Origin of the sequence: Cohnella herbarum (assembly GCF_012849095.1) — a bacterium.
Classification (GTDB): Bacteria; Bacillota; Bacilli; order Paenibacillales; family Paenibacillaceae; genus Cohnella; species Cohnella herbarum.
Genome location: NZ_CP051680.1, coordinates 7,714,284 through 7,729,698 on the forward strand (window position 1 = coordinate 7,714,284; position 15,415 = coordinate 7,729,698).

4 protein-coding genes are annotated in these 15,415 nt (G+C 52.7%); all 4 read left to right on the plus strand.

Features of this window, described 5'->3' with window-relative positions:
* The first annotated feature begins 134 nt into the window (after positions 1–134).
* Entirely contained in the window at positions 135–5,264 is a 5,130-nt protein-coding gene (locus HH215_RS32395; protein WP_169283660.1) for an S-layer homology domain-containing protein, read from the plus strand.
* Positions 5,265–5,426: 162 nt separating this feature from the next.
* Positions 5,427–6,305: an SPFH domain-containing protein gene (locus HH215_RS32400; RefSeq protein WP_169283661.1), complete on the plus strand. Its 879-nt coding sequence runs from the start codon at positions 5,427–5,429 to the stop codon at positions 6,303–6,305.
* A gap of 6 nt (positions 6,306–6,311) precedes the next feature.
* Positions 6,312–6,503, plus strand: a complete 192-nt coding sequence (locus HH215_RS32405; RefSeq protein WP_169283662.1) for a type II toxin-antitoxin system antitoxin — start codon at positions 6,312–6,314, stop codon at positions 6,501–6,503.
* Between the two features lie 595 nt (positions 6,504–7,098).
* On the plus strand, positions 7,099–15,372 hold the full coding sequence (locus tag HH215_RS32410) for an S-layer homology domain-containing protein (protein ID WP_169283663.1): 8,274 nt from the start codon (positions 7,099–7,101) through the stop codon (positions 15,370–15,372).
* Positions 15,373–15,415 lie beyond the last annotated feature (43 nt).

A 15,415-nucleotide genomic window follows, 5' to 3' on the forward strand; every position in this document is an offset into this window, starting at 1 on the left:
TTATTTCCGGGTCTTACGTAGTAGAAAATTCTTAATTAATGTTATTTATTGTCGAATTGTTCAGAAATGGATCAGATGATAATAGTAAATTAATGGTTATGAAAGAGTAAATATAAATAGAGGAGAAAAAATTAATGGAAACTCAGAGTACGGGCGGATTGTTAAGCAAGAGAAACAGGGGGTGGAGTAGAAAAGCAGCGCTGGGAATGCTGGCTCTGCTGCTCGCGGGAGGCCAGTGGCTGGTGGGCCCGTCCAATGCGGAGGCGGCCGGCGCCTTGACGTCCGTCGGGGTAACCTATTTTACGGACAACGACAATTGGGGAGGGGGGGCCTCGTCGTCCACCAAAGACTCGGATATGGACACGAACATCAAGAATCAAAACAAAACCACGGCCGACAACTACTCCAAGTACCCTGTCGAATTTAAGATTACGGACGTCAAGCAGCTTCCGACCAAGAGCGCTCAGCTGTTGATCCGGGCTTATGACGTGGACGAATATATTGCCGCGGTGTCGGGGAATGGGGAGTGGGATCGGGTTTATTTTTCCTCCAATCCCGCGGATATCGCTCTTGGAATCCCGTATACGCCGTGGCAAACGACGGGCACATGGAAAACGAATATCGAAGCTTCCAAAGTAGGTACTAACGGACAGGATTACAAAAAGGAAATCAAGGAATCCGCTCTCGTCGGCGCATTGTCGGGGAAAAATGAGAGCTGGAATACGACGGTGCTCAGCTTTGCGGCGGAGCAATTTAATCGGATCGCGCTCGGCGATAATTACGTTGGCATTACGATCCATCATTACTACCAAGATACGAGAAGCAGCAGTTCGCTTGCCAATACCAACTGGACCATGAAGGTGGATTGGGGCCAATTGGTGATCGACGGCGGCATTCGCAATACGGGCGAGATTACGACTGCGGAATTAAAGGTCGTAAACGGCAAGCTCACGCTGAATACCGGATTGACCCCGAATATTGCCGGACAGAACTTCGCGATGGAAGTTAACGTCATCGAGAAAACGATCGTTAACGGACAAATCGTGGAGAGAAACTTAGGCATCGGCAAGCAGTTTTTTGGCAAGCCGGCGGCCGACGTTGAAGAAGAGTGGGATAATGCGCTCGTCATTACAGATCCCGGAATCGATCCTGCCAAGGAATACGTCGTTAATATTGTCTTATTCGACGATCGCGGCAATGGTCCCGCGGATCTCACCAAGTACCCGGCAGGGACGGAGAGAACTGCATTTGAAGAGAAGGAATTTTTCACGAATCCGGGCTTTGCGGAGCACGTAGTTACGTTCTCCACGCACGACCCGCTCGTCGCGGATATCTCCAAATCGGGCTATCGCGCGGCTCCGACTTCTTTTACCGAAGACGATTTTAAGGACAAGTACTTGAAGATCAACGGCGGAACGGCTAACGGCGATCAATTGCAAACCGTGAAAATCGTGACGCTGCCGGACCCTGCGAAAGGCGAATTGCAACTGAACGGCGTGCCTGTCGTTGCCGGAGCCGAGATTCCGATCGCGCAGGTCGCACAACTCGCTTTCGTCCCCGTCTCGGATGGATTCGACGGAACGGTCGATTTCTTGTGGAACGGACACAACGGCACCAAATATGCGCCGAGTGATGCTAAGGTGACGGTCAACAGCTCGCCGGATGTGCTTGAGATCTACAAAGTCGCCAAGATCAACATGCCATTGCCGCTTGGACAAAGCGATTTTGCTCCGAGGTATATCGATCCGGGCCTTGAAGCGCTGACGACTGTTAAAATCGTTACGCTCCCTGATGGTGCCAAAGGATCTTTAACGTTGAACGGCACCCCTGTGAACGCAAACGATGAAATCGACGTCGCCAATCTCGCCGGTCTGGTATTCACTCCGGCGCCGGGCGTAACTGGCAACGTCGTATTCCAATGGAACGGATCCGACGGCCTGCAATACGCCAAGGACCCGAACAACGTCATCATTCATATTAATACTCCCCCGGTAGTCGATGACATTACGAAGACCGGTCTTATGGGAGAGAGAATTACGTTTACAGCAGGAAACTTTGCTTTGGCGCCTTCGTATCAGGACGCGGACAAGGACGATCTCTCGAATGTTACGATCGACTTGCCATCGGATCTGGGTACTTACGGTAAATTGGGTACCGTGTCGGTAACCGGAGTAACGTATTTTACGCCAGGAGACAGCGTGACTCTGTCCGGCGATCAATTGCAGAATCTATTTTTCGAGCCGTCAGCAACCTATCCGATCGGAGACACCGTCACTATTCCGTGGACAGGAAATGACGGGATGCACGATTCCGATCTGCCGGGGGACATTGTCATTAGGTACAATGGCGTTCCGGTAGCAGAGCCGTTGCTGATCGATATGGAAGAAGGACAATCCTCCGTTAAGATCGTTCTTGTCGGCAAAGACAGCGATGAACTAGATGTCCTCAATTATTTTACGCTGCCGCCTTCCACTGGAGTCTTAGATAATGATCTCTCAGACCTTTCGGGGAAGACTTGGATCTATACACCGAATGATCCGTTCGATCTTTTGGGAGATTCTTTTACTTATACAGTTAATGACGGTCATATAACCAGCGCGCCCGCCAACGTCACCATCCGCGTTCACAAAGCGCTCGAGGGTTGGGTCGGCGATAAAGCTCAGGGCGATCCTTCGGTCGTGACCGGTGTTCCGGGACAACCGCTGCGCTTATCCGTCGTAAGCTCCGTCTATGCGCAGAAAGTGATCGCGGACGTCAACGGACAAGCGGTCGAATTGCAACTGGCGAACCTGCTTACTTGGGAAACCCAGGGCTTTAAGAAATGGAGCAACGATTCCTTCAAACTTCAATCTTCTACGCCGAAAGGCGAGTATATGGTATCGTTCAAGTCGATCGACGCTTTTGGCACGGTAGTGTCGGAACAGCCGACCAAGCTGACGGACAATCATTTCCAAGTCGTCGGAGCGAATCTGTCTCTGGCCGCCAACCCGAAGAAAATATTGGGTGACGGGAACTCGACATCGGAGCTCACGGCGACTTTGGTAGACGACACCGGCACCCCGATCTCGGGCGTTGAGGTTGTTTTCACTGCTCCTGCAAGCACGGGCAGCTTCGTAGGTCCGAATCGCGCGATAACGGACGCGGACGGAAAGGCAACAGTCGTCTATAAATCTCCTCAGATTAGCGGGACGACCGAACAGACGATTGTGTTGGAAGCTAACGCAAACGATGCTTCAAGAGGTCTTAGCGCTCAAGCTCAGATCGACGTAACGTTCATGCCGGCTTCGATCAGTGGCGTCATTACGGAAGGAGCAAAAAATGCTCCTGTCTTGGGCGCCGATGTTAGGGTGACGCTCGACCTGAATGGAGACGGAATCATTACGCCAGGAGTCGATTTCGATGAAACGGTAACCACGGACAACATCACGGGCGCTTACTACGTCGTAGTGCCTAAAGCCGATGAAGTATACGATATCGAAGTCGTTAAATTGGTCGATATCGGGGGCGTAAAAACCCCGATCACTTTCCATCAAAAAGCTAAGGTTGGAGAAGTATTGGGAATCGGGGACGAAAACTTCAACTCCGAGAAAACCGTTACCGGTCTCGTCCTGTTCAAGAAACCGAACGGCCAGTCATCTTTGCTGGGCGATCTCGATCTGAATGGGGAGTTTCTGTCCAGAACGAGTATCTATCTGAAAAAATCCGACGGTACCTACATCATGGACGGATCTTCGCCTAAGTCGTTCCCGTTGAATAGCCAAGGCGTGTTTAACGCTGAAGGCTTGGCGGTAGGAGACTACACGCTTGAAGTCCGTTACGAATTGGAACCTGGCCAAAAGATGATTATTGCCAAAAGCGCGGTGAGCGTAACTGCCGACGGCGAGATGAACATTCTCGATGAGCTCGTCGACCCTTACGGCCACGTGACCGACGCAGTGACAGGTTTGCCGATCGAAGGCGCCAAAGTCGAACTTCATTACGCGAATACGCCTAGGAACGATGGCAAAGGTTTGCCTCTGGGCGGACTCGTCACGTTGCCGCCAAGGGTCTTCCCGCCTAACGACAACCTGAGCCCGGACCAACCTACAGACGTGAACGGTTTCTATGCATTTATGGTTTATTCGGAAACGGATTATTATTTGGTCGTCTCGAAGAGTGGCTACACCACGTACATCAGCCCGACGCTTAGCGTCGAATGGGACGTCGTTCAGCACGACCTGCAGCTCAACCCGATCCCTTCCGGTGGATCCGGAGGCGGCGGAGTTCCGACGCCGGATCTTTCCCTTAACCTTTCCGTAGAGAAAAATCAGGTGAAGGAAGGGGAACAAACACAAGTTACGGTGACGTACAAGAACGAATCTTCCTCTACGTTGACGTCCGGCGAAGTCAAGTTCGTCGTTCCTGAAGGAGCGACTGTCGTAGACGCTGACGGTGGAGAAGTGAAGGGCAATACGATCACTTGGAAAGTAACGAATGTGTCCGGCGGCAAGGGCGGCACCTTCAAACCTGTCCTTAAGTGGGCGATGCTGAATGAAGCGGAAAAAGTGTTCGAGATTTCCGGAGAATGGACCGCTTCGGGCGTAACGAAAATCGCGAAAGCTTCCTTGAAGCTTAACGTGAATTCGGACCGCTTCGGCAATCTGAAGCATTATCGTTATATCCTTGGTCACCCGGATAAGGAATTCAAGCCGAACAACAACATGACCCGCGCCGAGTTGGCTGCAATCGTAGCGCGTTTGACGGAGAACGCGGAAGTTAATTACCCGATGCCTTACACGGACGTTCGCAAAGGACACTGGGCGACGAATTACATTAAAATCGCGACGAAACACGGCTACTTCACTCCGGGCAATGACGGACTGTTCCGTCCGGACGAACCGATCACCAGAGGAGAATTGGCCTCGGTTATGGTTCGTTTCCTGAAACTTGAAGCCGGCCAACCCGCGAAAGCCCATTTCTCGGATACCTCCGGACATTGGGCGGGCAACGCGATCGAAGCGCTGTACAATGGTCAATTCTTGAAAGGCTATACCGACGGCACTTTCAAACCGAACAATAAGATCATCCGTTCGGAAGCCGTAACGATGATTAACCGCATGCTTTACCGCGGACCGCTGAAAGGCCTTGCTCCAATGTTCCCGGATATGCCGGCAAGCCACTGGGCTTTCGGAGAGGTTCAGGAAGCAACCATCTCGCATGAAGCTATTCGTAACTCGGACGGCAGCGAGACGTGGAGCAAATCTTTAAGCGACGATATGCGTTAACCTCTTAAAAACGTTGTGCCACCATAAAGGCGGCACAACGTTTTTTACATTTTTAAGGACGATGTTAGCTGTTTTCACTTTTTCCACTCTGGAAATCCATTGTAAAAAGTGATATCATTTTTATATCAAATAAATATAATCATAAAGAGGTGGCCATCCCCTATGACAATGACCAAAGCCTGGCACGTAAACGGATTTCTGGCGCTCTTGCTGGTGTTAGCTTCCCTGGGCGGAAGCATCGCGCTATTCATCTACGGAGGGGATCGTCCGGAACCGAGCGGCTTACTCATTATGGCGGGAATCGCGTTAGACCTGCTAGCTATCGTGTTGCTTACTTCGCTCACGATCGTTCACCCGAACCAAGCGAAGGTGATTACTTTTTTCGGGCGTTACAAAGGAACGGTATCCGACAGCGGGCTATGGCTGGTCATTCCGTTTACCGGAAAAACGAAGATTTCGCTTAAGGTTCGCAACTTCAACAGCCACACGCTTAAGGTGAACGACGCGGAAGGCAATCCGATCGAGATCGGCTGCGTCGTCGTGTTCAAGGTCGTCGATTCGGCGAAGGCGGTATTCGACGTAGACAATTATGCCAAGTTCGTCGAGGTACAAAGCGAGACGGCTCTGCGGCATATCGCTGCCCACTATTCTTACGACACGTTTACGGAGGAGACGGAGCAGAAGCCGTCTCTCCGAGGCAACTCGGACGAGGTGTCGGCGGAACTGACGCGCGAACTGCAGTCTCGTCTCTCGATCGCCGGCGTCGAAGTGCTGGAGACTCGGCTGACCCACTTGGCTTACGCTCCGGAGATCGCCAGCGCCATGCTGCAGAGGCAGCAAGCGATCGCGATCATCGCGGCTAGACAGAAGATTGTCGAGGGCGCGGTAACGATGGTGGAATCGGCTCTGGCCCAACTGAAGGATAACGGCATCGAGCTCGACGGAGAACGTCGCGCGGCGATGATCAACAATCTCATGGTGACAATCGTATCTGACCGGGCGGTGACGCCGGTTATCAATACGGGCACGATGTACGGGTAACAGGGTATGGCCAAGGAAAAGAAAGCATTTCCGCTTCGGGTAGATGCCGAACTTCACCGAGCGTTGGAGAAATGGGCAGAGGACGAATTTCGGAGCGTCAACGGTCATATCGAGTATTTGCTTAGAGAGGCGCTGCGCAAGGCCGGGAGGCTTCCTTCGGGAACGCGCGCCGACCGACCGGATCAGCCGCCGCAGTAGGGTGGAGCCGGCGCGTTTCAAAGGATGATTCATATCACACTTGAACGCTTCCCGTCGCGCTAGCCAATTTCCAGGGGCAATTAGTACCCCGAGCATCAAAATCCAAAAAACCTTCAGGGAGATTTTCCTTGACGGTTTTTTTCATTTCTATCGGAAAGTATAATTTCCGGAAAATGTCCAAAACCAAGTCCATTAGTCAGGGCAATCGCATTAGGAATCGCTTAATATTTAGGCTCACTACGTTAGTTTCAATAACGGAACCCAAGATCCGTTATTCTGCTCAAAAAGGAGCTTTTCAAAATCTAACGGAAATGTGCGCTCTTACTAAATAGCGACTGTGGCAGCCGCTAGAAAAATTGCTCTCGATTGTTGTTTGCTGCAATGTCCGACATCGGTCAAATTTAAACCGTTATACGTACTCGGCTCGAAGCAAGTCTGATGCGATAGCCCTTAGTAATTAGTCATGCTAATTTGACAACTATGCGGCTTTTTTTATGACTTGAATGACAAAAACGATGACAATAAGTAACTAGGTATAAAGCTTATTCGATTTTACAATTAAAAGCATTAGGCAGTAGGAAATGAGGATAGAGACATGAAGAAGTGGTTCAGTCAAATCTTGACGATTGTTTTGGTTATAAGCTGCATCGCGAGTCCGCTAGGTACCGCATCCGTAGGAGCGGAGGCGAATGCTTCTCTTGAAGAAAGGCTGTTGAGCGAGGTTGCCGGAATGTTGGAAAACGGTTTGGAGCTGCCGGAAGGGCCGGACGAACCGGTGCAAGAGTCACCGGCAGAAGCTCAGGTATCGGCGGAGTTTTCGGCCGTTGCGAACGTAACGGTTCCGACGATCGATCCGTTGCCTGCGTTAACGAACCAAGATGTCGTTGAAGTAACCGGAACGGCGGATCCGAATTCGTATGTAACGCTTTACTATGTCCGAGTAGTAAATGGGGTGCCGGTTGGACAGCCTTCCGTCTATGATTCCACGGACGCGACCGAAACGGGCGGCTTCAGCTTCTCGTTAGAGTTGCTGGATGGGGAGTATCAGCTGACGGTTATGTCGGAATACGAAGGTCAGCAGAGCGATCCTTCCGCACCGGTATCGTTAGAGATGGATCGCACGCCTCCCGATATTTATTCGCTGGATCATGAAGTATCGACGACCTTCAATTCGGTTACGATCAGTTGGGTGCCTCCTACGGTTCCCGATCCGGACAACCCGGGGCAGCAAGTACCCGATCCTTCCTATCATCATTACGAGTTGGAACGCAACGGCGGCAGCAGTCGGACGATCACCGGACTGTCGCATACGGACTTCGGACTTTCTCCAGAAAACTTATACGTATATACGCTGTATGCGGTAGACGCCGCTGGCAACAAGTCCGATGGAGCATCGATCAAAGCCGCTACTTTCCATCAATATGCGACGCAAGTGGCGTCGGGCGGACCTAGTTTTATAGACGCGGCGATTAGCGGCGACGGAGAAATTGTCGCTTATCGGTCTCAAACCAGGGATATTCCGGGAGTCTACGTATATAATCTGTCAACGGAAGAAGACAGGTTCGTAGATAAAACGAATGGTTCCTTCCGGACCAGAGGAATGGCGATCAGCGATGATGGTCGATGGGTTGTTTCGCAAGTCCTAAAATCGGTCGACGGCAGCAGTACGCAGAAGTACGTTTTATCCGTATACGATCGCGTAAACGAAACATTGAGAGTAATTGCCCAGTATAGCGGCGGCTTCTCGGGAATCGGGATAAGCGCAAACGGCAAACGCGTAGTGTTCAATTCCTATAGCGGCGAGTTGGTCGCAGGGGATACGAACAACGCGGAGGACGTGTTCCTAGCCGACCTGACGGACCCGGAAGTCGTTTCTATTTCCCGGGTTAGCCAGGGCACGGAGGGTGTGCAGACGACAAGCGGCAGCGAAGAGCCTTCCATCAGCGGAGACGGGCGATATATCGCATTCGAATCAACCGCCAGGGAACTGTTGCCGACAGGATCGCCCGAAGCCGAAGAGTCGTTTAGCAGGCTGTTCCTTTACGATACGCAAACCAATGAACTCAAGCCAATAGCGATTCCTCGGCTAGGAGGCCAAACGGGCGAGATGGCGATTCATTCCCCTGTCCTGTCGCATAACGGGAATGTGATCGTGTTTAATGCGCTTAATGGCACTGAAGAAGCTCACGATCTAAAGCTGTTGATGCGTTATGACCGACTATCCGAAAGCAGCTCGATCATCAATTCTCTGCCGGGAGACGGAGACATTCGTTTAGAGAAGCCTTATCTGTCGGCAGACGGCAAATACGTCGTAACGGACTATTACAATAATGTTCCTAACATGGACGAGGCGCCTTTCTTGGCGCAGCGAGGAGCTATTCGTTTCGAGGTCGAAGCGCCGAATCGCGTACGTTCGATCGGCAATATCACGGGTTCGACGCGGGACGTCCATGTGAATCGGGACGGGAGCCGCGTTATCTATACGACGGCGGACGGCGCGGAAGGAAGAGGAGTGTACGTCATCTGTCTAGACAATTGCGAGGGTGGAGAAATTGATCCCCTAAGTTCTGCTAACTGGTCCGTGCCGGATAGCGACAAGGTGGAGGAGCAACTGAAGCCGCTTAGTACCCTAACAATCGAAGCTATGGGGAAGCCTGATCAAGCCGTGGAAGCAGTCATTGACTATAAGGTTTCGCAGCCTGGCAACGATGCCAATCAGCTACCGAAACAATTGACGGTGAATTTGCCCGAGGCTGCAGGTGGTGTATACCGCGGGTTATTTACATTGCCGGAACGGACGGTTGAGATTACAGGTATCCGTGTCAGACTGGCGAGCGGCGGATTCGAGAAGACAGCAACGGGATTGCCAGTCAACGTTGCGGGGCAGCTTCAAATGAAGGTCGTCGCCGCAAATCCTCAATTGCTCGATCGGACGGATATCGTGGTGACCTCTTCCGGGGCAACGGTCGCCACGCTTCCTTACGTATCCGGAACGAACAGCTATCCTATATTCCTAGCAGGCGGGAAAACGTACAAGGTTCACATGCAAAAACGCGACGGAACCCTACTCTCCGCTCCGCAGTCTGTTTCTCTTGCCTATGGCCAGAAAACCGAGGCATCGCTGCATCCCTTCGGGATTTATGCAATGAGGATTGAAGCGGCCGTTACTTATAATAAGTACGTCCAGACGGGTCAACGAATTGAACTTGGGCTCACGGCGAACGCCGATGCCAAAGTAAAGGTAACTCTCCTGTATCGCACGGCATCCGGAACGGCGCGGTTGCAAACCAGTCTGGTCGGTATAGGTACTGCGTTCAATGGAGCTTTCGTTGTTCCCCAGGATGCCATTGAGTTGACGTCGATTCGGGCTGTCGCAACGGATGCAAAGCTGGAACTGGAGGCAGAGCGCGAAGGACTGCGGGTTCCTCTGGTAATTGCCGGTTCGTTGGAGGTGAAGCTGGGAGACGGCGAAGAGCACGGCGATGTTAAGGTAACGGTATATAGCGAGTCCATGGGCGTAACTCAGAGCGCTTCCTACCGTTCCAGTCAGAGCCATATTTTCACCGGATTGCCTCCCGCCGCGGATTATCGCTATATCGTCAGAGATTCGCGGGGAATAGATTTGTTGGAAGGATCTCCCCAGCCCGCTTCCGTCGAAGCCGGCAAGCTCCGCTCAGTGACGCTGCCGATTCGTTTGGCGGATTTGGTCGTTACTGTTAAATCCGCTTCGGGAAGCCCGGTGATCACGCAGGTCGCTCTTGATGCTATGGATGGCGGGACGCCGAAAGTGAGTAGGACGAATGCGGAAGGAGTGACGACTTTTACGGATTTGGTACATCTGATCGGCAGAACGATAAGAGTCACGACGGAAGGGAATGAAATTCAGCATGGGGAAATGAAACAGGAACTCGTGGCCGGAAAAAATACGATGACCATTACTCTAAGGCAACGGGACAATGTTAGAGTATTCGGCAAAGTCAGTTTTCAAACGGGAAGGCCTGCCGCAGATACGAATGTGAGGGTGAGCAGCGGGGGCAAAGTATACGAAACCGTGACGGCTAAAGACGGAACTTACTCGGTTCTAGCCAAAGAAGGAAGCGCGACGATCACGGCATGGCAACAAGCAACTATGAATTCGAGCGATCCGGTTACGCTTTACCTTACACCAAGCGAACAGGAAGCGCCGATTACGATGGGACAGGAGCGTTCTAAGGTTACGGTAAACCTTTTTACGCGAATGGGGAATGGGGATTGGGTCGGCCCTTACGAGCTGGATTGGCGCGAAGCGGTTCACTATCGGATTACTTCCTCTAATGAAATCGTTCAAAGGGGCAACCCGACCGTAGTGAAGGCTAGAATGGGCGAGGAGGTAAGGTTTTGCGCCAGTGGCGCGGAAGCAGGCCTACCGTCGGCCTGCGGCGTTACCGTTATCGATGAGAATATGAAAGGTCAGGTGGAACTACGGTTAGAAGATTCGAAGGCGCTGGCGATTGCGGATTTCTCTTTATTTCCGGAATACGGCAGTTACAGACTCTATAAGATTGTCGAAGGCGACAAAAGACAGGAAATGTACGGCGGCACGAGTCGCTCCGGACTCGTCGAGATCAAGCTTCCATCCGAAGGGATTTACGAGCTCGAGTATAAGGCAGGAAGCTATTGGGCGTCTAACCGGTTTCAAGCGGCTCTTGGAGAGACGATTCGTCTGGGCAAGATCGTTCCGATAGCTAACGGAAGCTACGCGGGTCGGGAAGGCAATCAAGTCTCCGCCGACCGGCAGACGGTTTCGCAAGGCGATCAAGTCCAAGTTCGAGTTGCTTATCGCAATAGCGCGCAAACGGCATCGACGGATGCAAAGCTGAGGTTGGATATTCCCGCCTATTCCGAGCTCGTCGCGGGTAGCGTTGTCCTTAACGGCGTCGCGGTAGAGCCGATACGCGAAGAGGATCGGTTCTACGTGCCGATCGGAACGATTGCCTCGCGTGCTTCGGGAGCGGTTTCCTATAAACTCCGGCTGGATGGGAGTACTCCGCCTGATCTATTAGCGATAGCTCCGGCTCCCGCAATGAAACATGCGATAGACGGAACCGCCGTGGAAGAACCTCTCGGCAGCGCGTTCATAGAGCTATCGAGCGTGACGCTGACGGCTCCGGCGTTTACGGCAAGGCGGGATTTTCTAGTCAGCGGCTCTGCTGTTCCGGGGAGCGCGATCCGGATTTACGACAGGGAAATGCTTGCGGGAGAAACGATTGCCTCATCGGCCGGCTTGTGGTCGACTAAGCTTAACCTCGCAGGCGAGGCTGATCTGACGACGTACCGGCTGCGGGCCGAGGCGGAGAAGAACGGCCAAACCTGGAGCAGCGGGTTGTCCGTCGTTTACTACGACGTCAATTATCCAGAGATCGTCAACTTTAGCATGCGGCAAACGAACGGTCGCTTAGTTAGCTTCGCGCCGGGAGAGGATCCGGGCAAATTCCCGTATGTGTACACGCCCGGAAATCCGTTCGTGCTGACTGCCGTATTCAATAAGCCGAATCGCGTGAAGGATGTCAAATTCTACTTCGGTGATCAAATCGTTGAAGCTTCCCGCCAGCAGGACGGAACCTATCAGTCTTTTATTTACCAGCAGAAACCTGGCCGGATTGGCATAGATTACACACCGATCGAGCAAGCAGAGAGCATTGGTTCCTTTGTAAAGTCCGAAGCGGAGCAGCGTTCGGCGCTTCCTTCCCGTTTCCAGCAGGTAAAGGAGGAGACCGTAGAGATCTCGCCGAGAGAGGATAACGGCAATCGGCAAACTGCGACTTACAAGGCAGTCATTCCTACGTCTAGCGGCGATGCGGACTTCAATATGAACGTCTCGCTGGAACGTCAACTCTATACGCCGACGCAGCAGGACCTGATCAAGGCGGCAGAGACTGGCGTTCCGTTCTACGGCACGCAAATCAGTCATTCCTTCCGCAATGGCAAGCTATCGATAGAACTGCTCACCTACATTCCCGAGCAGGCGTTCAGCGAAGCGGGACTGCTGAATGGAAAAAAAGTTTCTACCGGTATGGTCAACGGCGCTTCGGTAAGCGGCGCGGTCTCGGTCGTGGCAACGCGTGTCGGACTAGCCTTCGCTTCCAAAGCCGGAGAGAACACCTGGAAAACAATCGACGCCGCATATAGTCTTGCGGATGGGCTCGGAGTGAACGAGACGCTTGAAGAGATGGGTAAGTTACTGGATCAGGTGTCCGGAAACTGTTCGCCGGCCTCGACGAAGAAATATGCCGATCAACTGGATAAGCTGCATACGAAGCTAATCGTCAATGAATCGATGAAGGCGGCGATCATGCTTGGAGGAGCAGTCATGGGGCCGGCGACCTTCGGTATCGGGACGGTTGCCATGTTCTTGGTCAGCAATGGAATAGGGAAAGTACTGGACGGGGAGGCGGCAGGCGAGTTTCAGCGAATCAAGGATGGCTTTGCCTCGGATCCCCAGTGCGAGCCCGAAGACGAGGAACGTAAGCCTAGAAGGGAGCCGAAACAACGGTTGGCGGACCCGGTTTGGATTTATGATCCGAGCGGTTACGTCTACGAAGTTGATGAATCTAACCGGATAGGGGACGTTTCGGCTACGGCAATCCACTGGATTGAAGAGGAAAACCGATGGAAGGTTTGGGACGCCGACTGGTACGGTCAACAGAATCCGCTGCAAACGACTCCGGACGGCCGCTACGGCTGGGATGTACCGGAAGGCAAATGGAAAGTGTTATATGAGAAAATTGGTTATCTACCCGCGCAGAGTTGGGAAATGACCGTTCTCCCGCCCCATTTCGACGTAAACGTCGGTCTGATTTCCTATTTGCCTCCTGAGGTTAAGCAAGTGACGCCCGGGCCTGGAGGTTCTTACGTCGATATTACTTTTAACCGTCATGTGCTTGAAAGTTATGCGAACGATCTGACGATTGCCGTGTTGAACCCGGATGACGGCCGGCCTATAGACGGGACGGTATCGTTGCTTAATCCGGTCGTATACCTCGGGCAGAGGGTTGCACGTACCGTTCGGTTTACTCCGGAGACCGCTCTTGAAGTCGGCCGAAGTTATGAAGCGCTTATCAACGCCGCGGTTCAAAGCTACAATCACGTTGGCATGTTGAAGGACTATCGTACTGAAGTTCGGATTACGGCACTAGACGAGGCGGCCCCCGCAGAGGTCACGGAACTACGAGCGGACAGCGACAGCAGACGAATTCTCGTCAGTTGGCGCGACCCGGAGGATGCCGATCTCGACAGATTGGAGATTGTTGCCGTACGTGCGAATGGCTTGGCGGCAGCGCAAAATCTTGCGCCGGTAGTGGTAGCTAAAGGCGTTCAGTATGCGCTATTGGAAGGGTTAGAGGAAAATACATCTTATCGCATTGATGTAAGCGCCATTGACGGCGAGGGCAACGCCGCGAGAAAAACCATAAATGCCACGACCGGCGCAAGCCAGTCTATCGGAGCGGATATAACGCCTCCAACTATGCCAAGCGCGATTCAAGCCATAGCGGCATTAGAAGCAGGAGGTATTCAGGTTAGTTGGCAAGATCCGCCCGATGCGGATTTCGCCTCTGTTCGACTAAGTTGGAGGAAATCGGGCCAGCTTGCGGAAGTCGGTAACGCTACCGTACGGAAGGGAGTGCTTTCTCACCGGATAAGCGATCTTGAACGAGGCTCGAGCTATGAAATTTTTGTCTCGGCAATCGATTTATCCGGCAATGAATCCTATGCGGAGAAGGTTGAATCGATTGCTGGCGGTGGTTCTGTGCAACCAGGCGGGGGTGGAAACGGCGGGCCGGGTACAAAGCCGGGACCTGTTAAACAGCCCGATAATCCGGCATATCATAGTATAGAGACGGCGCAGCTTGGAACGGAGGCAGCACAATACGACCTGTTCAAAGGCGAACTCCGATTGATGCTGTCAAGCGGCTCCTTGTTGAAGGCGACGGAACTGAGCGCGGCCCGTTTAAGCGAGGCAGGGATACGGGAAGCGAAGCCTGCTGAAGGATCCGGACTATCATTGGTTGGTCAGGCTTATTTCCTTAAAATAGGCGAAGGCCAGTCGTTGCTGAAACCCGGCGCATTGACGATACGGTACGATTCGAATCTCCTTAACGGCGCCGACCCCCGCAAGCTGGGTATCTATCGCCTGGAGCCGGATCAATCGCGAGTATGGACCTATGTTGGGGGTATCTCGGATAAGGGAAGCGGGATGACCGCCGTATTTAAGGAAACCGGAACCTACGCCGTAATGCTGGCCAATTACACTTTCGAAGATACGGCCGATCATTGGGCAAGGGTGGATATCGAGGTGCTTGCCGCTAAGCACCTGGCGGAAGGAACCGGAGAGAATCGCTTCGAGCCGAATCGGCCGGTTACCAGAGCGGAATTCGCCAAGCTGGCGATCGCGCTTCTGCAACGAATGAATCCGGCGGCGGAATTTTCTACCCAATCCGGGGAGAAATACAGCTTTGCGGACGTGAATTCGAAAGCATGGTATGCGGTTTGGGTAGAGGAAGCGGCATCGCTTGGACTGATTAACGGGTCAGGCGGAAAGTTCCGTCCTGCCGATGCGATCACAAGAGAGGAAGCGGCAGTCATTCTTGCCCGTCTACTCGGCTTGCATAAGAACAACGAATCCGCAGCGAGCGTTCCCGATGGAATCAAGGAACGGTTCATCGACAGCGACGAAGTCGCCGGATGGGCTCGGCAGGCGATCGGAAAGCTGATTCCATTGGGAATACTTCGCGGTTCGGGCGGCAAATTATACCCGAAAGGCACGACCACGAGATCGGAAGCAGCCGTTCTCATCCTGAGATTACTTGAAGGCAAGGTTAAAAACGAATAAGCTTCAATAACGAAGGAACCTCTTCTAAAGTTCATAAAACGAC